The sequence below is a fragment of the Rubrivirga aquatilis genome, from assembly GCF_046845665.1.
Classification (GTDB): domain Bacteria; phylum Bacteroidota; class Rhodothermia; order Rhodothermales; family Rubricoccaceae; genus Rubrivirga.
Genome location: NZ_CP177355.1, coordinates 213,617 through 233,959, shown reverse-complemented (window position 1 = coordinate 233,959; position 20,343 = coordinate 213,617). Strand labels below are relative to the sequence as shown.

At 73.3% G+C, this 20,343-nt stretch carries 17 protein-coding genes; 11 read left to right on the top strand and 6 right to left on the bottom strand.

Annotated features, from left to right (window positions below; all coding sequences use genetic code 11):
• Positions 1 to 88: 88 nt before the first annotated feature.
• On the top strand, positions 89 to 1,486 hold the full coding sequence (locus tag ACLII4_RS01030; protein WP_412069027.1) for a cytochrome-c peroxidase: 1,398 nt from the start codon (positions 89 to 91) through the stop codon (positions 1,484 to 1,486).
• Between the two features lie 2 nt (positions 1,487 to 1,488).
• Here ACLII4_RS01030 and lysS read toward each other — a convergent pair whose 3' ends face one another.
• The 5 genes from lysS to amrB form a co-directional block, all read right to left on the bottom strand.
• On the bottom strand, positions 1,489 to 3,096 hold the full coding sequence (lysS, locus tag ACLII4_RS01025; RefSeq protein WP_412069026.1) for a lysine--tRNA ligase: 1,608 nt from the start codon (positions 3,094 to 3,096) through the stop codon (positions 1,489 to 1,491).
• A 313-nt stretch (positions 3,097 to 3,409) separates the two neighbouring features.
• Positions 3,410 to 4,534 (bottom strand): saccharopine dehydrogenase family protein, encoded by a 1,125-nt coding sequence (locus ACLII4_RS01020; protein ID WP_412069025.1) that lies wholly within the window; start codon positions 4,532 to 4,534, stop codon positions 3,410 to 3,412.
• Positions 4,535 to 4,841: 307 nt separating this feature from the next.
• Positions 4,842 to 5,417, bottom strand: a complete 576-nt coding sequence (locus tag ACLII4_RS01015) for a hypothetical protein (protein WP_412069024.1) — start codon at positions 5,415 to 5,417, stop codon at positions 4,842 to 4,844.
• Positions 5,418 to 5,674: 257 nt separating this feature from the next.
• Positions 5,675 to 6,640 (bottom strand): Rossmann-like and DUF2520 domain-containing protein, encoded by a 966-nt coding sequence (locus ACLII4_RS01010; protein WP_412069023.1) that lies wholly within the window; start codon positions 6,638 to 6,640, stop codon positions 5,675 to 5,677.
• A gap of 20 nt (positions 6,641 to 6,660) precedes the next feature.
• Positions 6,661 to 7,443, bottom strand: coding sequence for an AmmeMemoRadiSam system protein B (amrB, locus tag ACLII4_RS01005; RefSeq protein ID WP_412069022.1), 783 nt, complete (start codon positions 7,441 to 7,443; stop codon positions 6,661 to 6,663).
• A 520-nt stretch (positions 7,444 to 7,963) separates the two neighbouring features.
• Between amrB and ACLII4_RS01000 the strand changes: the two genes are divergently transcribed.
• The 10 genes from ACLII4_RS01000 to hemL all read left to right on the top strand — a co-directional run bounded on the left by ACLII4_RS01000 (position 7,964) and on the right by hemL (position 18,590).
• Positions 7,964 to 8,608, top strand: a complete 645-nt coding sequence (locus ACLII4_RS01000) for an excisionase family DNA-binding protein (protein ID WP_412069021.1) — start codon at positions 7,964 to 7,966, stop codon at positions 8,606 to 8,608.
• Positions 8,605 to 9,855 carry a hypothetical protein gene (locus ACLII4_RS00995; protein ID WP_412069020.1) on the top strand — a complete coding sequence of 417 codons (1,251 nt, stop codon included), beginning with the start codon at positions 8,605 to 8,607 and terminating at the stop codon, positions 9,853 to 9,855. Before ACLII4_RS01000 ends, ACLII4_RS00995 begins: the two co-directional genes overlap by 4 nt.
• On the top strand, positions 9,848 to 10,774 hold the full coding sequence (gene hemC / locus ACLII4_RS00990) for a hydroxymethylbilane synthase (protein WP_412069019.1): 927 nt from the start codon (positions 9,848 to 9,850) through the stop codon (positions 10,772 to 10,774). Before ACLII4_RS00995 ends, hemC begins: the two co-directional genes overlap by 8 nt.
• Positions 10,771 to 11,574: a uroporphyrinogen-III synthase gene (locus ACLII4_RS00985; protein WP_412069018.1), complete on the top strand. Its 804-nt coding sequence runs from the start codon at positions 10,771 to 10,773 to the stop codon at positions 11,572 to 11,574. Before hemC ends, ACLII4_RS00985 begins: the two co-directional genes overlap by 4 nt.
• A gap of 14 nt (positions 11,575 to 11,588) precedes the next feature.
• Complete coding sequence (gene hemB / locus ACLII4_RS00980; protein WP_412069017.1) at positions 11,589 to 12,596, top strand: porphobilinogen synthase; 1,008 nt, start codon at positions 11,589 to 11,591, stop codon at positions 12,594 to 12,596.
• Positions 12,597 to 12,740: 144 nt separating this feature from the next.
• A complete protein-coding gene (locus tag ACLII4_RS00975; RefSeq protein WP_412069016.1) occupies positions 12,741 to 13,556 on the top strand; it encodes a chlorite dismutase family protein in 816 nt (271 codons plus the stop codon).
• 79 nt (positions 13,557 to 13,635) lie between these two features.
• On the top strand, positions 13,636 to 14,658 hold the full coding sequence (gene hemE, locus ACLII4_RS00970; RefSeq protein WP_412069015.1) for a uroporphyrinogen decarboxylase: 1,023 nt from the start codon (positions 13,636 to 13,638) through the stop codon (positions 14,656 to 14,658).
• 98 nt (positions 14,659 to 14,756) lie between these two features.
• Entirely contained in the window at positions 14,757 to 15,797 is a 1,041-nt protein-coding gene (gene hemH, locus ACLII4_RS00965) for a ferrochelatase (protein WP_412069014.1), read from the top strand.
• Positions 15,798 to 15,954: 157 nt separating this feature from the next.
• A complete protein-coding gene (locus tag ACLII4_RS00960) occupies positions 15,955 to 17,307 on the top strand; it encodes a protoporphyrinogen/coproporphyrinogen oxidase (protein WP_412069013.1) in 1,353 nt (450 codons plus the stop codon).
• On the top strand, positions 17,304 to 18,590 hold the full coding sequence (hemL, locus tag ACLII4_RS00955) for a glutamate-1-semialdehyde 2,1-aminomutase (RefSeq protein WP_412069012.1): 1,287 nt from the start codon (positions 17,304 to 17,306) through the stop codon (positions 18,588 to 18,590). Before ACLII4_RS00960 ends, hemL begins: the two co-directional genes overlap by 4 nt.
• 62 nt (positions 18,591 to 18,652) lie before the next feature.
• On the opposite strand, the gene ACLII4_RS00950 is transcribed toward hemL, so the two are convergent.
• The gene (locus ACLII4_RS00950; protein WP_412069011.1) at positions 18,653 to 20,296 is read right to left on the bottom strand and encodes an alanine/glycine:cation symporter family protein; all 1,644 of its coding nucleotides are present in this window, start codon (positions 20,294 to 20,296) and stop codon (positions 18,653 to 18,655) included.
• Between the last annotated feature and the right edge of the window lie 47 nt (positions 20,297 to 20,343).

Sequence of the window (20,343 nt, the reverse complement as noted above, 5' to 3'; positions counted from 1 at the left end):
TCGTGAGGCCGAGCCGCAGGACGCAGCCCCATGTCCTTGCCGTTCGGGCGGTGGCGGATATACTGGAGAGCCCCTGACTTGCCGCTCCATGCCCCACCGTTTCGTCTTCTTGCTAGCCACTGCCCTCACGTTGGGGGCGTGCGATGCGGGGTCCGGCGAGGGCGACCTCGACGCAGCCCTCACCGATGCGCTCGCCACGGCGGGCGGCGCCGACTCGTTCGTGCTGCCGGCTGCGGCCGACCTCGCGGCGCTCCCCCAGGACCCACGCAACCCGCTCACGCCCGAGAAGGTGGCGCTCGGGCAGTTGCTGTTCCACGAGACAGCGCTGGCCGTCAACCCGGTTCGGCCCGAGGGGCTCGGGACGTACGCGTGCTCGTCGTGCCACGTAGCCGGGTCGGCGTTCCAGGCAGGGATCCCGCAGGGCTTGGGCGAGGGGGGCGTCGGGTTCGGGCGCTTTGGTGAGCGCCGCGTCCGCCACGCCGACTACGCCGAGGACGAACTCGACACCCAGCCGATCCGCGCGCCGAGCGTGCTCAACCGCGCATACCAGGACGTGGTCTTGTGGAACGGGCAGTTCGGGGCGACCGGCACGAATGCGGGCACCGAGGCTCGGTGGGAGGAGGGCACCCCGATCGCCGTCAACCGGCTCGGCTACCAGGGGCTCGAAACGCAAGCGATCGCCGGGCTGACCGTCCACCGCATGGGCGACGGGCCGGCGACCCTCTACGCGGCCTACCCCGCCTACCAGGCCTTGTTCGATGCCGCCTTCCCCGACCGTCCCGCTGGCGCCCGCGCCACGACGGAGACGGCCGGCCTCGCCATCGCCGCCTACGTCCGGACGCTCGTCACCGACCGGGCCCCCTTCCAGCGATGGCTCCGCGGCGACCGCGCCGCCATGACGCAAGCCCAGAAACGCGGCGCAGCCGTGTTCTTCGGAGACGCGGGCTGCGTGGCGTGTCACAACGGTCCCGGCTTGGCCTCGACCTCCTTCCACGCCTTGGGCATGGGCGAGCTGACCGGCCCCGGCGTCTTCAGCGACTTCAACCCCACCGACCCCGTCCACCTCGGACGGGCCTCGTTCACCGGCATCGACGCAGACGCGTACCAGTTCAAGACACAGCCGCTCTACAACTTGGCCGACCGCAGCTTCTTCGGGCATGGGTCGTCGTTCGTGTCCGTCCGCGAGGTGCTCGCGTACAAGAACGCGGCGGTCCCGCAGAGCGCGCGGGTGCCGAGAGACCGGCTGGCGCCGCGGTTCGTCCCCCTCGGCCTGACGCCGGACGAGATGGACGACCTGCTGATGTTCCTCACCGACGCGCTCTACGACCCCGACCTCGCCCGCTACCTCCCCGAGGCGCTGCCCTCGGGCCAGTGCTTCCCGAGCAACGACGCGCAGACGCGTGCCGACCTCGGCTGCGGCTCGGTGGCGGCCCGGCCGCTCTCGCTCGAGGGGCGCGGGCTCCAGACGGGCGCGGTGCGACGGTAGCCCTACGCCTCGGTCTCGCCTGTCTCGGCGTCTCCGCCGGCCGCGTTGGTGGTCTCCGGGCGCAGGAGGGGGAACAGTAGCACGTCGCGGATGGAGGGCTGGTCGGTCATCAGCATCACGAGCCGGTCGAGCCCGACGCCCAGGCCCGCCGCGGGCGGCATGCCGTACTCCAGCGCGCGCAAGTAGTCCTCGTCGACCGTGTTGACGGCCTCGTCGTCGCCGGCCGCCGCCAGCCCGGCCTGGCCCTCGAAGCGGGCGCGCTGGTCGAGCGGGTCGTTGAGTTCGGAGAACGCGTTGCACAGCTCCTTGCCGCCCACGATCAGCTCGAACCGCTCCACGAGCCCGGGCTTCGAGCGGTGGCGCTTCGCCAGAGGCGACAGCTCGACGGGGTAGTCGGTGATGAACGTCGGTTGGACCAAGCCCGGCTCGACGGCCTCGCCGAAGATCTCGTCGATCAGCTTGCCCGCGCCCATGCTGGCGTCGACGTCGACGCCGACCTGGCGAGCGACGGCCGCGATGGCGTCGCGGTCGGCGACCTGCCCGGCCGCGGCGTCGTAGAGCTGGTGGCCCGTCGCTTCTTCGATGGCGTCGAAGATGGGCACGCGGCGGAAGGGGGCCGAGAGGGTGAGGGTGTGCGTCTCGTCGCCGATCGTGCGCGGCACGTCCGTCGAGCCGTGGACGGCGACGGCGATCGCCTCCAGCATCCGCTCTACGAGCCCCATCATCCAGTCGTAGTCGCGGAAGGCGACGTACAACTCGAGCATGGTGAACTCGGGGTTGTGGAAGCGCGACAAGCCCTCGTTGCGGAAGTCCTTGGCGATCTCGTAGACGCCCTCGAACCCGCCGACGAGCAGGCGCTTGAGGTAGAGCTCGTCCGCGATCCGCAGGAAGAGCGGCATGTCGAGCGCGTTGTGGTGCGTCGTGAACGGGCGCGCGGCGGCGCCGCCGTAGAGCGGCTGGAGCGCGGGCGTCTCGACTTCGACGTAGCCCTGGTCATCGAGGAAGCCCTGGATAGTGCGGACGATCCGGTGCCGCGCCCTGAACACGTCGCGGACCTCCGGGTGGAGGGCGAGATCGGCGTAGCGCTGGCGGTAGCGGAATTCGGGGTCGGAGACTTCGTTGAAGGTCGTAGTCTCGCCCGTCGCCTCGTCGGTCACCGTCTTCTCGACGGGCAAGGGCTTGAGGCTCTTGGCCAGCAGCACCAAGCGGTCGGCCTCGACGGTCACCTCGCCCATGCGCGTCCGGAAGACGGTCCCCTCGATGCCGACCCAGTCGCCGGTGTCGAGCAGCTTCTTGAACACGCCGTTGTAGAACCCCTCGGGCAGGCTGTCGCGCTTGGCGTAGATCTGAACCGTCCCCGACTCGTCGGCGAGGTGGAAGAAGGCGGCCTTGCCCATGACCCGCTTGGTCATCATCCGCCCGGCGATGGTCACGCGCGTCGGCGTCGTGCCCTCGGCCTCGGGGTCGTGCTGGGCGTCGTCGTAGCCCGAGACCACGTCGGCGGCGCGGTGCGTGGTCGCCCACGCTTGGGCGGGGAACGGTTCGACGCCCGCCTCGCGCAGGGCGTCGAGGTGGGCGCGGCGGATCTGCTCTTGCTCGGTGAGGGCCATCGGTCGGGTCGGTGCGGGGCGGGCAGTCTACGCGCCGCCACCGTCACCGCTGTCCGAGGCGGCCATTCTGCGCCGAGGCTTCGGGAGGGGGGCGCGCGCCGCTCGCAGGGACGGGCAGGGGCGTGGGGGCGTGGGGGCGTGGCCAACCCCTTCACTCCTATCGCCCTGAGCGGAGTCGAAGGATCTCTGGTGCGACGGGGGCTCGCCATGAAGCCCAGGGCATCGGCCGGAGCGGACTGCTCGCCAGAGATCCTTGGTCTGCGGCCTTCGCTCAGGATGACGGTGCCTGGGCGGGACTGCGGCGTGCGAGAGGCTAGCGGTACACGCGGCCGACGAAGGCGCCATTCAGGAACGCCTCCGGGTCGAGGTCCATCTGGAGCACGACGCCCGCGTGACGGCCCGAGAGCAGCGCCTTCGCCGACTCCGCCAGCCCGGCGGCCGTCGTGGCCTGGATGGCGCGCATCGGCCCGTTCGGCGTGGCGATCGGGTCGACGACGACGCTGCGGTCGAGGCGGCGGCGGTGGCCGTCGCCGTCGGTGCCCTCCACGCTGGCGTAGAGCACCACGATGTCGTCCTCCACGAGCGGGATCTCGGCCTCCATGCGCGCCTGGAGCGCGTCGGGGTCGCGGCCGGTTTCGTCGAGCACGCCCTCGACCCAGGCGTAGTGGCCGGGGTAGCGGAGCGTCTTGTAGTCGAGCCGCTTCAACGTGCCGGCGAAGTGCTCCGGCATGTCGGCCGCGCCGCCCGAGGTGAGGTCGTCCTCGTAGACGACGCCGTCGAGCACGAGCCGGCCGCGCTCGGAGAGCGACGGCACCTCGCGGACCTCCCCGTCGCGCAGCACGATGGCGGGCTTGACGTACTCCGTCGCGACGCCGATGGGGCTCCAGGTGAACCCGTAGTGGTGCGGCCCGCACGCGTGGCGCGTCAGCGCGCCGACCTTCATCTCGACCGTGTCGACGGCGCCGCCGTGGTCGGCTTCGAACTGGTGCATCAGCCGGTGGCCGAGTACGTTGATGACGCCCGGCGCCAGGCCCGTCTGGAGCAGGAAGCCGGTCTCGGCGCCCTCCGCCATCGCCTTGATCGCGTTCGTCTCGGCGACGTACTCGGTCAGGTTGGCGTAGTGGCACCCGTGGTCGAGCGCGAGGCGGGCGACGGTCGGTGCGAGCCCGCCAGGCAGGCAGTCGAGGACGACGCTGGCGGCCGCGAACGCCTCTGCGAGCGCCGGCGCCGGCTTGGCGGCGACGGGCGCGTGGATCGTGTCCAGCCGAGCGCCGTGGCCGACGAAGGCTTGGGCCTGCGCCAGCCGTCCGGCGTCGGCGTCCGCCAAGACCACACGGCCGATCGGCACGTCGGCCCAGTCCAGGAGCATAAAGGCCACGGCCTCGCCGATGCCGCCGGCGCCGACGATGAGGATGGAAGGGGCGGACACGTCGGACATGAGGCGGTCGGGGGAGGAGAGGCGAGCGGCCCAACCTATCGACGCGCCGATTGTCCCGGGCGTCGGCCGTGTGAAGGCGCGGCGATCCGTCGGGCGGCCTCCGGCTTTCCCGAGCGCTTGGCGGGTGGCTCTGGGCCCGGGGCAAGAGACCTTGCCTTTCTTGCTCCGGGCCACTTCCCCCTCGCCTCGGCGACCGCGGGCACATCCTGCCGAGAGTCTCAGACCTCGCGAGTCGCTGCTCTAGGGTCTGTGGCGTAAGTCGGTCAGCGGCCTCGCGTAGCCCAGACCCGGATGAACGTGACAGGCCCTAATCCACAAGCCGGGCCACGTCTGCCAGAACCGCATCGCGCGCGTCGCGGAGGTGGGCGGCGACGCGGTCGCCCAGGGCACGGGCCGAGGACGGAGCGGGCTGGGCGGCGGCCAGCGTCGCGAGGTGATCGGCCGACTGGCCGAGGGCCTCGACAGCGGCGCTCGCGGCAGCGAGCCAGGTCGGCGACGGGCCCGGCCGGCCGGCGGCCTCGGCGGCGCGCTCGCGCAAGCGGGGGAGCCAGCCTGGGGCGGGGCGGAGCACGGCGCGCGCGAGGTCGGCCGGGCGGCGGCGGTCGAGGCACCGTGCCTGGGCCGAAACGCCCGCGTCGAGCGCCACGACAACGCCGTCGAGGTCGGTGGCGACCGCCGCGAGGCGGTCGCGCTGGCCTGCGCTCAGCGCCGCGTCGCGGGCTTGGACGACCGGGACACGCGTCTCGCGAACCGCGCACGCCGCCGCCGCCAGCAGCGACTGGAACGCAGCGGCGGACTCGCGGACGACGCTCCGCTCGGCGAGCGCAGCGACGGCCTCGGGTGAGAGGGCCTCGGTACAGACGGGAGAATCAGTCAGGGTCATAAGCACGCGGGCCGAGGCCCGCTGGCATCTGAATCGGCGAAGAAACGCGACAGTTGAAGGAGACGAGGCGCAGATCGGTCAATCCCGCCGACGCTTGGCTGTTCCGACGCACGGACTGCACGGCTCCTTCGCGTCGCCTTCGCAAAGTGAGGCGCGGGCGTCCAAGCCGGAGGAGAACAGGCATCTGAGATGCGAGAAGAGGAACAGGGGAGCCCGAACACTGGCCTCCTCTCCTCCCCGTCCCTTTCTCTAGGACCCTATGCCGTCGCCCGCGACGGGGCCGGAGGGCGCGGCGCGTCGGGCGTGGCCTGCGGGAGCGGCATCGTCACCATCCGCTCCATCAGCGTCAGCACGTCCTCCGCCTTCGACGGCGACAGCGTCCCGGCGCGGACCGCGAGGCGGACCGTCTCGACGGACAGCGCGGCGTAGGCAGGGACGAGGTGGGGGAGGTGCTTGCGGAGCGCGAGCCCGTGCATCCGCAGCGTCCCGAGGTCGCCCCGGGCGACGGGGCCGGTGAGCGCCTCCTCGACCGAGCCCGAGGACAGGTTGTCGAGCGTGCCCTGGACGAGCGGGCCGAGGATGGCCATCGCCTGGCGGCGGTCGACGTCGATCGACGCCAGCACCTCCTGCACCATGCCCATCAGCGTGACGAGCAGGTTCGAGGCCATCGCGGCGGCGAGGTGGTAGCGCGGCTTGGCGTCGGCGGCCACGATGAGGTAGCGCATCCCGAGCCCGACCGCTAACTCGATGCCAGCGGCGCGGCCGGGCTCCTCGCCCTCGATGCCAACGGCCACGCCGGCGAGGGTGTCGGCGTCGGCGTCGCGCGTGACGGCCTGGAGCGGGTGGAACGACAGGGTCCGGGCGCCCTCGGCGCGGAGCGGCTCCAGCGCCGAGGCCGTCTGGGCGCCCGAGGTGTGGAGCACGACGGCGCCCCGCCACGGGCGCGGCGCGTCGACGAGGGTCTCGGCCAGGTCCTCGATCTGGTCGTCCGGGACGGTCAGCAGCACGAGCGGGACGGCGGGCAGGTCGCCGAGTCGGTCCGACGCGCGCGCGCCGAGCTTGGTCGCCAGCGCCTCGGCGGAGCTGAGCGACCGGCTGATCACCATCTCGACGGGGTACCCGCTCTCGACCAGCCGGAGCCCCAGCGCGCGCCCCATGGCGCCGGCGCCGACGATGGCGACGGCCGGGCGTGAGGTGTCGAAGGCCGAGGAGAAGGTGTCCATGCGGGCGGGGAGAGTGGGCACTAGCCCTTCCAGAAAACGGCGGCGAGGGTGCCGGGGGTGCCGTCGCCGGGGGCGTCGAGCATCAGCACGCGAGCGGCCGTCGCACCGCGCTCCTTGGCGGCGATCAGCGCGGTCGCGACGGCGCCGATGCCCTCCACCTGCACGGCCTCGTCGGCCATCAGGCGGAGCACCGCGTGGGCGTCCATCGCCTCGACGGCGGCGCGCAGCGCGTCCAGCGCGTCGGCGTCGCCGGTGATCACGTCGCACGAGCCGACCACGATGGCGCGCTGGCCGTACATGATCTCGCCGACGGCACGGCCGAGTTCGAAGCAGTACGACGGGCTCTCGTCGCCCATCACGATGGGGACGGTGTCGAAGGCGTCGCCCAGCACGCGCTGCAAGAACGGGAGCTGCACGTCGGCGCCCTCCGTGTGGTAGTGGCCGGTGTCGTCGAGGAAGATGTCGTCGTCCTCGTCGCAGAGCTCGTTGCGGAGGTGGTCGTTGACGCGGACGTCGCCGAGCGGCGTCTGGTACGCGTCGGTCTGGCAGATCGACAGGCGCCCGAAGGCGCCGTGGTGACTCGGCGAGACGACGAGGGCAGTGGAGATGGTCGCGCCCGCCAGCAGCGAATACGCGGCGGCGGCGGCCGGCCCGCCGGAGGTCCGGTTCGAGTCCGGGACGATCAGCCCGACGATGGCGTCGGCGGGGATGTCGCTAGCGGGCGCGTCGGCGAGCAGGCCGTCGAGCTGGGTGCGGAGCGGGGCCGGCTGCGAGGGGTAGACCGCGCGGGAGGCGAGGCTCATGGGAGGGTGCGGGGCGTGGGAGGGGCGCGCGCCAGACCGCCCGACGCGCCGGCCCCCTACGCGCGAGCGGCGTGCGGGATGCCGAGACGGGAAAGGTCGGGTCGTGGAGTGAGACACTTCAAGAGCAGTGCGCGTCGCCGGTCGATTCCGTCGGGCCCCGGTATTCGGTCCGCCGGCGCGCCGACGCCTGGACAGGGGAGCTATCCAAACACGGTGCCACGCTTCTGCCCGGCTCGCGCGGGTCGGCAGGCTTGCGCGAGTGGGAAGGCTCCAGCCTCTCTGCCGAACCTCCCCTCCCGGCTGGGAGTGGCCGGGGGAGGGCGACCGGCACCGAGCCAGCCTGGCTTATGCCAACCTTGCCCCAACCGCTCGGGGCTCGGGCCTGAGGCGGAGTGGGCGGAGGCCCTGCTTTACCCCGCGTTCGGCTCCGGTTTGGCATCCCCTCACCCCCGTTCGGCGGCGTCTTCACACGCGACTGCCGGGCCGGGCGAGTTAGGTTTGAACCTGTGCAAAGCTATACATGAGCCCCCCGCCCCTCTTGTCCGTCAGCGCCGCCGCCGACCGCCTCGGCGTCCACGTCGGGACGGTCCGGCGCTGGACCGACGCGGGCGACCTGCCGGTCGTGCGGACGCCCGGCGGCCACCGCCGCATCCCGGCCGAGGCCGTCGAGCGGATGCGCCACGAGCGGGCCCGCGGCGCGAGCGAGATGTCTGCGACGCCGTCGGTCGGCGACCCGGCGGGCGAGGCGTGGGCCGAGCACGCCGTCGTCCACGCCCGCTACGAGGTCCGCGGCCAGGCCGACGCGACGTGGCACCAGTCGTTCACGCCCGACGAGCGCGCGCACCGGCGCGAGACCGGCCGCCAGCTCGTCGGCCTGCTGCTCCGACACGTGGCCGGGCAGGGCGACCCCGAGGCGCGAGACGCCGAAGTCCGCCGGCTGGCGTGGGGCTACGCGCTCGACATGAAGGACCGCGGGCTCCCGCTCTCCGAAGCGCTCCAAGCGACGCTCTTTTTCCGAGACGTGCTGACGGAGTCGACGGCGTACTACCCGCGCTTCGAAGAGCAGCCCGCCGCCGACCAGATCGCGCTGCTCCGCCGGGTCAACGAGTTCATGAACGACGTGCAGCTCACGATCGCCCGGGCCTACGAGGCCGACGAAGCATGACGACGCGCCCCACCATCGTCGGGCTCTGGCTCGACGGCGCGGCCTGCGCCGTCGACGTGCGCGAGGCGTGGGCGCTGGGCGCGCCCGACGCCGAGCGGCTCTACGCCGCGGCCCGGTCGGCCGGCTTGGGCGCCGTGCTCGTCTCGACGTGCTTCCGCGTCGAACTGCTCGTGTCGGGCCCGCGCCCGGCCACCGACCTGCTGGCGTGGGGCCGCGAGCAACTCGCGCTCGCCCGTCCGGATGCCCCGCTCCCCAGCTTCCGCCACGCAACCGGCGACGCCGCGCTCCGGCACCTTTTGCGCGTGGCGGCCGGGCTGGAGTCGGCGATTCTCGGAGAAGCCCAGATCCTGGGGCAGGTCCGCAAGGCACGCGCCGCGTCGGAGGCGGCCGGCGCGCTCCGGCCCGCCCTCCGCGAGGCGTTCGACGCGGCCGTCCGCACGGGCCAGTGGGCGCGGCGCGCGACGACGCTCGGCCGGGGTACCGCGTCGACCGCGTCGGCCGCCGTGCTGTGGGCCGAGGAGGCGCTCGGCGGGCTGGCGGGGCGTCGCCTCGTGGTCGTCGGGGCCGGCGAGATCGGGCGGCTGCTGATCGGCCGGCTGGAGGGCGTTCGTGCCGCGTCGCTCACGCTCGTCTCGGCGCACGCCCCCGCACACGCCGGCTTCGACGTGGTCCGCCCGGACGCGTTGGCCGACCTTCTGCCCACGACCGATGCCCTCTTCACGGGCACCGACCGCGCCGTGCTGAGCGCTGGCGAGGCCGCCCTCGCCTGGACCGACGGTGCCCCCCGCGCCGTCGTCGACCTCGGCGTGCCCCGCAACGTCGAGGCGGCCGTCGGCGACGTCGCCGGCGTGGCGCTGGCGGACGTCGACGCGCTCGGCGCCGTCGTCGACGCCAGCCTCAGCCGGCGCCTCGCCGCTGTGCCGCGTGTCGAGGCCAGGGTGGAGCAGGCCCTCGTCGCGCTCCGCGACGCGCTCGACGGACTCGCGCGCGAGCAGCTCGTCGGCGACTTCCGGCGTCGCGCCGAGGCCACCCGAATGGAGACGCTCGCGTACGTCTGCGGCAAGTGCGACGACCGCACCTGCGGCGGTGACGGCGCAGCGCCGGGCGACGGGCTGTGCTCCGACCCCGAGACGCTGTCGCGCACGTTGACCACGCGCCTGCTCCACGACGTCACCGCCGCGATCCGCTCCGGCGAGGGCGACGACGAGACCGTCCGCCGCCTGCTCGCGCTCGACCGCGATGACTGATCGCCTGCGTCTCGGGACGCGCACCTCCCGCCTCGCCCTGTGGCAGGCCGAGCACGTCGCCGACGCGCTCCGCGCCGCGTGGCCCGGGCTCGACGTGGCGCTCGTCCCGTTCGTCACCAAGGGCGACCGGACACTCGACCAGCCGCTCCCCGAGATCGGCGGCAAGGGGCTGTTCACGCTCGAACTCGAACAAGACCTGCTCGACGGCGCCATCGACCTCGCCGTCCACTCGCTCAAAGACCTGCCCACGGCCGACCCCGACGGGCTCGCGCTCGGCGCCACCACGGCCCGCGCGGACGCCCGCGACGCCTGGATTTGTCCGGATGGCCACAGCCTCCACGACCTGCCGCGCGGCGCGACGGTCGGCACCAGCAGCCTGCGGCGCGGCGCCCAGCTGTTGCGCCTCCGGCCGGACCTGGTGATCCAGTCCATTCGGGGCAACGTCGAGACGCGGATCCGCAAGATCTCGGGCGACGCCTACGACGCGGGCGTGCTCGCGCAAGCCGGCCTCGACCGACTCGGGCTGGCCGACGCCGCGCACTCGACGCTCGATCTCGACACGATGCTGCCCGCGCCCGGCCAGGCCGCGCTCGGCGTCCAGGTCCGCGACGGTGGCGACGCCGCGCGCCTGGTGGCCGCGCTCGATCACCCCCGGACTCGGGCGACGGTGACTGCCGAGCGTGCGTTCCTGTCCGGCCTGGGCGGCGGCTGCTCCGCGCCCATCGCCGCGCTCGGGACCGTCGACGGCGATCGGCTCCACTTGTGGACGCGCGTCGTGTCGACGGATGGCGCGCGGACCGTCGAGACGCGCGCCGACGGCCCCTTCGACCCGGCCGACGCGCTCGCGTCCGGCACCGCGCTCGGCGCCCAGGCCGCCGCCCTCGCCCTGGCCGACGGCGCCGCCGCGCTGCTCCCATGACGCGCGGCCGCACCATCGTCGTCACCCGGGCCGAGGAGCAGGCCGACGGGTTTTTGGACGGGCTCCGCGCTCGAGGAGCGACGCCGATTCTCGTCCCCGCCATCCGCTTCGAGCCCGCCGACCCGGCGCCGCTGGCGCGTGCGGCCCAGTCGCTCGGAGGCGCCGCCTGGGTCGTGTTCACGAGCGCGACCGGCGTGGCGTTCGGCTGGGCCGCCATCGAGGCGGCGGGCGGGCTGCTCGATGGCGTTCGCATTGCCGCCGTCGGCTCCGGCACGGCCGACGCGCTCCGCCAGCGCGGCGCGCCCGTCGACTTCGTCCCCGACCAGTTCGTCGGCGACGCGCTCGTCCGCGACCTCCCCCTTGCGCCCGGCGACCGCGTCGTGCTGCTCCGCTCGCACATCGGCCGCGAGGCGATCGCGACGGGCCTGGCCGACCGCGGCGCCGAGGTCGACGACGTAACCGCGTACCGCACCGTCGTCGGCGCCGACCCGGACGCGGTCGCCGACGCGCTGGCGCGCGCGCCGGATGCGGTCGCGTTTACCTCCCCGTCGACCGCTCGCGGGTTTTTGGAGGCCGCCGATCCCGGGGCGCTGGCGGGCGTCGCGCTCGTCGCCATCGGCCCCGTCACCGCCGCCGCGCTGGCGCCGTTCGGGCTCGCGCCGACCGCCGTCGCCGACCCGCACACGGTCCCCGGCCTGTTGGACTCGCTCGACCGGCTGTTCGCCGCCGACGTGCCCCCTCACCCTGGCTCCGCCGACCTACCGGTTGTCCCTCTCCCCGGAGGAGAGGGGACGCTGTAGCGACCTCTCCGCTGATGATCGACCTCCTGCCCCCGCCCGCTCTCGGCCCCGACCGTCCGATGCGGCTGCGCGGCTCGACCCCGCTCCGCCGGCTCGTCCGCGAGACGCGGCTCGACCCCGCCAGCTTCGTCTTGCCCCTCTTCGTCAAGGACGGTGAAGGCTTGCGCGACGAGATCGTGTCGATGCCCGGCGTCTTCCAGCTGTCGGTCGATGAGGCCGTGAAGGAGGCGGCCGCAGCGTCCGCGCTCGGCGTCGGCGGCGTCCTGCTGTTCGGGATCCCGGCGCACAAGGACGCCGAGGGGTCCGCCGCCAGCGACGACGGCGAGGCGGTCCAGCGGGCCGTGCGCGCGCTCAAGGCCGAGGTGCCCGGACTCGCGGTGATCACCGACGTGTGCCTGTGCGAGTACACCGACCACGGGCATTGCGGCTTCTTGGGAACGGACGGTGAGATCGAGCTGGAGGCGTCGCTGCCTGCCCACGTCGCCGCCGCCGTAAGCCACGCCCGCGCCGGGGCGGACCTGGTCGCGCCGTCGTCGATGATCGACGGGGTGGTGGGCCAGATCCGCGCTGGGCTCGACGCGGCGGGCTTCGGGCACGTCGGCATCTTCAGCTACGCCGTCAAGTACGCCTCCGCCTTCTACGGCCCCTTCCGCGACGCCGCCGACAGCGCGCCCGTCTTCGGCGACCGCCGGACGCATCAGATGGACCCGGCCAACCGCCGGGAGGCCCTGCGCGAGGCGGCGCTCGACATCGCCCAGGGCGCCGACATGCTGATGGTCAAGCCCGCCGTCGCCTACCTCGACATCGTGCGCGACCTCCGCGACGCTTTCCCGGACCGGCCCCTCGGCGCGTACCACGTCTCGGGCGAGTACGCCATGCTCAAGGCCGCCGCCGAGCGCGGCTGGCTCGACGAGCGCCGCGCGGTTTTGGAGGCGCTCACCGGCATCCGTCGCGCGGGCGCCGACATCGTCATCACGTACTACGCCTCGCAAGCCGCGCGCTGGCTGGCGGAGGGGGAATGAGGGACGAGGCCTGAGGAACGGGTAGAGCGCACGCGGCGGCCGCCAGCAGCTCCGGCGCACTCTCGGTGAAGCCCGCCGTCCGCCCCCCCGCCCTGTGATCCCGCGCGCCCGCCCCGCGTAGACGGCTTTCAACCGACACTGAAAATGGCCCTAGACATCCAGCCCGCCGACCGCACGGCGCCCGCCGACCGCACGGCGCCCGCCAGCGACGACGCCAGCCCCGGCCTCAGCCTGGCCGAGCGCGGCAAGACCGCCGACGGCGCACCGCAGACGCTCGACCGCCGCCTGTTCGTCCAGCTGCTGGCGTACACCGACTGCGCCGACACCGCCCCCCTCGCGCACGCCGCCGACGAGGCGGGCGTCGCGGGCGTGATTTACCAGAGCGCGCAGGACCCGCGCGGCGTCGCCGTCGTCACGTTCAGCGAAGACCCTGCCTTCTTTGTCGAGGACGGCCGCGCGCTCCACACGTCGCCGGCCTTCGCCGGGCTGACCCCCCTCCCCGCGCTGACGATGCTGGGCCGGACGTACTCGATTGGCTACGAGCAGGACCTGATCGGCGCGCTCGTCGCCAAGCCGGTCCAGACGATGACCGACCCGGACTGGCCGTGGGCCGTGTGGTACCCGCTGCGGCGGAGCGGCCGGTTCGAGCGCGAGCCGCGCGAGGAGCAGCGCAAGATGCTGATGGAGCACGGCGGCATCGGCAAGTCGTTCGGCCGCGCCGGGCTGGCGCGCGATGTCCGCTTGGCATGCCACGGCCTCGACCCGAACGACAACGACTTCGTCGCCGGGCTCGTCGGCAAAGCGCTGCACCCGCTGTCCGCCGTCGTCCAGCGGATGCGGTCGACGCGGCAGACCGCCGAGTTCATCGACAACCTCGGCCCCTTTTTCGTCGGCCGCGCCGTCTGGCAGAGCGCCGGCCCCTACGCCTGGGCGCTCGACCACCAAGGCACCGGCCACTAGGGCGTCGGACGTGGAGCGTGGGTGAGCCCACCTCGGCGTCCCGCCCGACCCACGCACCACGACCTACGCCCCACTTCGAATGTCCCGATTCCTCGACGCCCTCGCGGGCAAGCCCGTCGACGCCACGCCCGTGTGGTTCATGCGCCAGGCCGGGCGCTACCTCCCCGAGTACCGCGCCATCCGCGAGAAGCACGACTTCCTGACGATGGTCAAGACGCCCGAGATCGCGGCTGAGATCACGCTCCAGCCGATCCGGCGGTTCGGGCTCGACGCCGCCGTCATCTACTCGGACCTCTTGCCGCCGCTCCAGACGATGGGGCTCGGGCTCCACTTCGAGAAGGGCATCGGGCCCGTCATCGAGAACCCGATCAACTCCACGAAGGACGTGGACCTGCTGGCGACGCCGCCAGCCGGCGAGACGATGATGTACACGCCCGAAGCGATCAAGCTCGTCAAGCAAGAGCTCGACCCGCTGGGGATCCCCGTGCTCGGGTTCGCCGGTGCGCCGTTCACGCTCGCGGCCTACGCGATTGAGGGCGGCGGGTCGAAGAAGTACGAGAAGACGCGCGTGTTCATGTACACCGAGCCCGCCGCGTGGGCCCGGCTGATGGACAAGCTGGTGACCGTCGCGGGCAGCTTCCTGACCGAGCAGGCCAAGTCCGGCGCGAGCGCCCTGCAGGTCTTCGACTCGTGGGCCGGCGCGTTGTCGCGCTACGACTACGTCCGCTATGCGGCGCCGTACACGGCCAAGCTGATCGCGATCGCCCAGAAGACGGGCCTGCCGGTCGTCCACTTTACGACGGGCACCGCCGGCCACCTCGACGCCGTCGCGGCGGCGGGCGGCGACGCCATCGGGGTCGACTCCGGGCCGTCGCTCGTCGAGGCCCGCGAGCGCGTCGGCGGGCTGCCCATCCAGGGCAACCTCGACCCGTACCTCCTGCAGGCACCCTGGCGCGAGCTCCGGGCCCAGACCGACCGCGTGCTCGCGGAGGCCCCCGAGACCGGCTACGTCTTCAACACCGGCCACGGGCTCGTCCCGGCGACGCCGCCCGACGCCGTGGCCCGCCTCACCGACTACGTCCGCGAGCAGACCAGCCGGTGAGTGTTGCGTGACCTCCCGAGGAGCTACGCAACACGAAACACGACACAGCCCTCCTGACGGCCGCGGGCCCCCAGAATTCTCCAACCGATCCCAGACCGATGCCCACCGATTCCACAAAACCCATCGGCGTTCTCTTCATGGCCTACGGCGGGCCGGAGTCGCTCGACGAGATCCCCGGCTACCTCTCCGACATCCGCCACGGCCGCCCGACGACGAGCGCGGTGCTCGACGAGATCACCAACAACTACCGCTCGATCGGCGGCGCGTCGCCCATCATGGGGCTGACGCAGGCGCAGATCGCCGGTGCGATGGCGCACCTCAACCCGCCCGGCGAGCCCGCCCGCTACAAGGCCTACCTCGGGATGCGCCACTGGGCGCCGTGGATCGAGGAGACGGTCGCCGAGATGCTCGACGACGGCGTCGAGCGGGCCGTGGCCATCGTGCTCGCGCCCCACTTTTCGTCGATGTCGATCGCCAAGTACCAGGCCAAGGTCAAGGCCGGGCTGGAGCTGTACCGCGGCGACATCGACGTCTCGTACGTCGACGCCTACTTCGACGCCGACCTCCTGATCGACGCGTTCGCCGCGCGCGTCCGCCAGGGCATCGAGTCGTTCCCCGAGTCGGAGCGGGACGAGGTGCACGTGGTGCTGTCGGCGCACAGCCTACCGGTCCGCGTCCTCAAGATGGGCGACCCGTACCAGGACCAGCTGTGGACGACGGCCCGCCTCATCGCCGAGCGCGCCGGGCTCCGCCCAGACCAGTGGAGCTGGAGCTACCAGAGCGAGGGCCGGAGCCCGGAGCCGTGGCTCCAGCCCCAGCTTGAGGACCACGTCCCGGCGCTAGCGGCTCGCGGCGTCGACAAGATTGTGAGCCTGGCCATCGGGTTCGTGAGCGACCACGTCGAGATCCTGTTCGACATCGACATCGAGGCGCAGAAGGCGGCCCAGGAGAGCGGCGTCACGCTCGTCCGCCCGCCGTCGCTCAACGACGACCCGCGCTTTGTGCGCCTGCTGGCGGAGTTGGTCGAGGGCCAGGCTGCCGAGGCGGGCTGGGTCGAGTCCGACGTGCGCGCCGCCAGCGCGGGCGCCCCGGCGATGCCGATGCCCGAGGGCACGCTCGACGCCAGCGTCGCGGCGTAACCCTCGCTCCCCCCGTCCGAGCACCCATCGCTGCGCTCAAGGGCGCTCGGACTGTCCCCCTCACGCGTGAGGGGGACAGCGTGTCGAGCCGGGAGCGGAGTGACCTGCCGACACGCGGGGGGAGTGCCCCGCCAGCCTCCCACCTCCACAGCCTCCCATGCCCTCCCCCCGGACCGACCGCCTGCCCCGTCACAGCGAGGTGCTCGTGCTCGGCGGCGGCGTGGCCGGGCTGACGGCGGCGCTCCGGCTGGCGGAGGGCGGCGCGAGCGTCCGGCTCGTCGAGGCGTCCGACCGCCTCGGCGGAGTCGTCAAGACGATCCGCCGCGACGGGTTCGTGGCGGACGTGGGCCCCGACGTGTTCTTGATTCGCAAGCCGGCGGCGTTGGCGTTGGCCCAGCAGCTCGGCGTCGAGACGGCGACGCCAACGGGTGGCGCGCTGATTCAACGAAAGGGGAGGCTGCACCCGCTGCCCGCCGGGCTGACGGGCTTGGTCCCCGGACGACTCGGCCCCCTGCTGGCGACGCCCGCGCTCGGGCTGGGCGCCAAGCTCCGAGCCGCCATTGAGCCGTTCGTCCGCGCCCGGCGCGACGGCGCCGACGAGACGCTGGAGGCCTTCGCCGTCCGCCGCTTTGGGCGCGGCGCGTGGGAAGGGTTGATCGAGCCCCTCCTCGGCGGCCTGTACGGCGCCGACCTCCCGATCTCGCTCCGGGCCACGCTGCCGCACCTGCACGCGTCGGAGCGCACAGGCGGCTTCCTCAAGCTGCGCGGCCCGGCCGCCCCGGGCGTTTCGCCCTTCGCCCGGCCCGTCGACGGGATGGACGCGCTGGTCGACGCGCTCGCGCACGCGGTTCGCCAGCGGGGCGTGATCGTCGAGGCCGGCGCCCCGGTCGCCGCCGTCACGCCCGACGGGGTGCGGCTGGCGGACGGGACCGAGCGGCTCGCCGACGCCGTGCTCGTGGCGCTCCCCGCACCTGCCGCCGCGTCCGTGCTCGCGGACCTCGACCCGGCGCTCGCGGCTCCGTTCCAGAAGATTCCGATGGGGACCGCGACGGCCGTCGTCGTGGGCTTTCCGTCCGCGGGGCTGGCGGTGCCCGACGCCTCCGGCTGGCTGGTGCCGCGCGCCGAGGGTGGCCCGGTGCAGGCCGTGACGATGTTGTCGCGCAAGCACGCGGGCACGGCGCCGCCTGACCACGACCTCGCGCGCGTCTTCTTGCGCGCCGACACCCCCGACGACGACGCCGCGCTCGACGCCGCCATCGCCCACCTCCGCCAGCACCTCGGCGAGGTCCGCCCCGTCTTCACGGCCGTCCAGCGTTGGCGCGCGATCCAGCCGCGTTACACGATGGGCCACCCCGAGCGGCTGGCGGCGCTCGACGCCGCGCTCGCGAATCATCCCCGGCTCGCGCTGGCGGGTGCCTCGCTCCGCGGCGTCGGCCTGCCGGATGTGATCGCGCATGCGCAGGCCGCCGCCGACTCTCTTTTGTCCGCTCTCGACTCTCCCGACCGATGACCGCCACGACCCAGTCCGAACAGCTCTTCGCCGACGCCCAGACCCTGATGCCCGGCGGCGTCTCGTCGCCCGTCCGCGCCTTCAAGTCCGTCGGCGGCGTGCCGCGCTTTATCGCGGGTGGGGAGGGCGCGGTAATGACCGACGTCGACGGCAATCGATACATCGATTACGTGATGTCGTTCGGCCCGCTGCTGCTCGGCCACGCACCGCCTGCCGTCACGCAGGCCATCGCCGAGCAGGCGGGCCAGGGGACCACGTTCGGCGCGCCGAGCCCCCTCGAGGTCGACCTGGCGCGTCACATCCAGTCGGTCTACCCGTCGATGGAGCGCTTGCGGTTCGTCAACTCGGGGACGGAGGGGGCGATGAGCGCCGTCCGCGCCGCGCGCGCGTTCACCGGGCGGAACAAGGTGGTCAAGTTCGACGGCCACTACCACGGCCACGCCGACCTGCTGCTGGCGAAGGCCGGCTCGGGCGTCGCCACGCTGGGGCTTCCCGACTCGCCCGGCGTCCCCGCCGCCGTCACCGCCGACACGCTCGTCGTCCCGTTCAACGATGAGGCGGCGATGCGCGCGCTGTTCGAGGCCGAGGGGGAGCACATCGCGGCCGTGCTCGTCGAGCCGATCGCGGGCAACATGGGGCTCGTCCGCCCCAGCGAAGGGTTCTTGCAGTTCTTGCGCGAGATCACGCGCGAGCACGGCGCGCTCTTGGTGTTCGACGAGGTGATGGTCGGCTTCCGCGTCCACCCCGGCGGCGCGCAGGCGCTGTTCAGCGTGACCCCGGACGTGACCATTCTGGGCAAGGTCATCGGCGGCGGCCTGCCGGTCGGCGCCTACGGCGGGCGCGCCGACATCATGGACCTGATGGCGCCCTCGGGCCCGGTGTATCAGGCCGGGACGCTCTCGGGCAACCCGCTGGCGATGGCCGCCGGGCTAGCGCTCTTCCGCGAGGCCGATGCGACCGGCGCGTGGCAGCTCGCCGCCGACGCCGCGCGCGACACCGCCGCCGCCATCCAGTCGGCCGCCGACGCCGCCGGCGTGCCGTGCCAGACCGACGCCGTCGGCGCCATGTTCGGCTTCTTTCTGAATGACCGGCCGGTGACGGACTACGCGAGCGCGGCAACGAGCGACAAGGCGGCGTTCGCGCGCCTCCACGCGCTGCTGCTCGACCGGGGCGTCTACCTCCCGCCGTCGCCGTTCGAGGCGTGCTTTACGTCGAGCGCCCACACGCCGGAGGTGGTGGCCCAAGCGGCCGAGGCGTTCCGCAGCGCGTTCGCGGCGCTGTAACGGGCTGGCGAGCGCGCCGACCCCGCCCACCTCGGCGCCAGACCCGAGGCGGGCGGGCGGCCTCAGCGCCGCGCGAAGTAGTCCGTCGTCATCCGCCGGACGAGGCCCGAGAGCAGCACGAGCGCGATGAGGTTCGGGAACGTCACGATGCCGAGGAGCACGTCGCCCAGCGCCCACACGGTCGTGAGCGGCACGATGGCGCCGACGAAGTGCATGCCGACGTAGAGCACGCGGTAGGGGAGGGCGGCCCGCTCTCCGAACAGGTATGTCACGGTCCGGTCGCCGTAGTAGCTCCACGCGATCGAGGTCGAGACGGCAAACAGGATCGTCGAGACGACGACGAGGAGGCCGCCCCAGTCGCCGAGCGGCGAGAGGCCACGCGCGAAGGCGAGGGCCGTCAGCGGGGCGCCGGTCACGGGCGCGTCGCCGTAGAGCGTCGTCAGCCGGGTGCCGGCCGCCGTCACGGCCGCGCCCTCGGCGGGGCGGAGCGCGCCGGTGAAGGGCCGCGTCCGGGCCTCGTCCTCGTAGAGCGCCGCGACGGGCGCGCTGACCCAGGCGAACTGGGCGCCCTGGGCGGCTCCCTCGCGCACGTCGATGGCGTCGGGCGCCGCCGTCTGGTACACGCCGTCGGCGTCGAGGGCGACGACCGAGGCGTCGGCGGAGCCCAAGTCGAACCGGGTGGGGACCGGATCGCCCCAGGCGCCCGTCGTGAGGATCACCAGGCCCGTCAACGTGCAGATCAGGATGGTGTCGATGAACGGCTCGAGGAGCGCTACGAGCCCCTCGGTCACGGGCTCGTCGGTCTTGGCGGCGGCGTGGGCGATGGGCGCCGAGCCCTGGCCGGCCTCGTTGGAGTAGAGCCCGCGGCGGATGCCCCAGAGCATCGTCGTGAGGAACGCCCCGGCGCCGGCCCCGGCGACCCCGGCCGTCGGGTCGAACGCCTCGCGGACGATGAGCGCCAGCGTGGGGAGCACGGCGTCGGCGTTGAGGGCGAGGATGGCGAGGGCCCCGAGCACGTAGAGCCCGGCCATCACCGGCGTGAGCACGGCCGTCACGCGCCCGATCCGTCGGATCCCGCCCAGGATCACGACGCCGACGACGGCGGCGGCGACCAGGCCGGTCGCCCACGGCGCCCACCCGAACGCGTCCTGGCCCACGTCGGCCAGCGAGTTGGCCTGGATGGCGTTGCCGGAGAGGGCGTAGACGCTGAGCGCCCCGGCAAAGAACAGGGCGAGCGGCCGCCACCGCGGCCCCAGCCCCCGCTCGATGTAGTGCATCGGCCCGCCCGAGACCGTCTCGCCGCCGTCGGCCGACGGCGTGACGACGCGGAACCGCTGGGCGAGGGTGACCTCGGTGTACTTGACGGCCATGCCGAGCGCGGCCACGCACCACATCCAGAACAGCGCGCCCGGCCCGCCGTAGTGGATGGCGATGGCGACGCCGGCGATGTTGCCGATCCCGACCGTCGCCGAGAGCGCGGTCGTCAGCGCCTGGAAGTGGGAGACTTCGCCGGTCTCGGAGCCGGCGTCCTCGAGCCCGGCCGTGATCCGGACCCCGCGCCACAGCCCGCGGACCTGGATCAGCCGGAGCCGGAGCGTCAGGAACACGCCCGTCGAGACGAGCGCGAGGACGATGAAGGGGATGGGGCGGGGAAAGTCCCAGACGAGCCGGGAGAGCCCGTTGATGAGGGCGTCGAGGGTGTTCACAGAGCGTGGGGGCAACAAAAAAGCCCCCCCCGGCGACCGGGAGGGGC

Excerpts from the sequence above, each read along its gene's own strand:
- ACLII4_RS01010 (WP_412069023.1), bottom strand. The coding sequence starts at position 6,640 with ATGGACACCTTCTCCTCGGCCTTCGACACCTCACGCCCGGCCGTCGCC.
- hemH (WP_412069014.1), top strand. The coding sequence starts at position 14,757 with ATGCCCACCGATTCCACAAAACCCATCGGCGTTCTCTTCATGGCCTAC.
- amrB (WP_412069022.1), bottom strand. The coding sequence starts at position 7,443 with ATGAGCCTCGCCTCCCGCGCGGTCTACCCCTCGCAGCCGGCCCCGCTC.
- hemC (WP_412069019.1), top strand. The coding sequence starts at position 9,848 with ATGACTGATCGCCTGCGTCTCGGGACGCGCACCTCCCGCCTCGCCCTG.
- ACLII4_RS01015 (WP_412069024.1), bottom strand. The coding sequence starts at position 5,417 with ATGACCCTGACTGATTCTCCCGTCTGTACCGAGGCCCTCTCACCCGAG.
- ACLII4_RS01020 (WP_412069025.1), bottom strand. The coding sequence starts at position 4,534 with ATGTCCGACGTGTCCGCCCCTTCCATCCTCATCGTCGGCGCCGGCGGC.
- ACLII4_RS01030 (WP_412069027.1), top strand. The coding sequence starts at position 89 with ATGCCCCACCGTTTCGTCTTCTTGCTAGCCACTGCCCTCACGTTGGGG.
- lysS (WP_412069026.1), bottom strand. The coding sequence starts at position 3,096 with ATGGCCCTCACCGAGCAAGAGCAGATCCGCCGCGCCCACCTCGACGCC.
- hemB (WP_412069017.1), top strand. The coding sequence starts at position 11,589 with ATGATCGACCTCCTGCCCCCGCCCGCTCTCGGCCCCGACCGTCCGATG.
- ACLII4_RS01000 (WP_412069021.1), top strand. The coding sequence starts at position 7,964 with ATGAGCCCCCCGCCCCTCTTGTCCGTCAGCGCCGCCGCCGACCGCCTC.
- hemE (WP_412069015.1), top strand. The coding sequence starts at position 13,636 with ATGTCCCGATTCCTCGACGCCCTCGCGGGCAAGCCCGTCGACGCCACG.
- ACLII4_RS00960 (WP_412069013.1), top strand. The coding sequence starts at position 15,955 with ATGCCCTCCCCCCGGACCGACCGCCTGCCCCGTCACAGCGAGGTGCTC.
- ACLII4_RS00975 (WP_412069016.1), top strand. The coding sequence starts at position 12,741 with ATGGCCCTAGACATCCAGCCCGCCGACCGCACGGCGCCCGCCGACCGC.
- ACLII4_RS00985 (WP_412069018.1), top strand. The coding sequence starts at position 10,771 with ATGACGCGCGGCCGCACCATCGTCGTCACCCGGGCCGAGGAGCAGGCC.
- ACLII4_RS00995 (WP_412069020.1), top strand. The coding sequence starts at position 8,605 with ATGACGACGCGCCCCACCATCGTCGGGCTCTGGCTCGACGGCGCGGCC.
- hemL (WP_412069012.1), top strand. The coding sequence starts at position 17,304 with ATGACCGCCACGACCCAGTCCGAACAGCTCTTCGCCGACGCCCAGACC.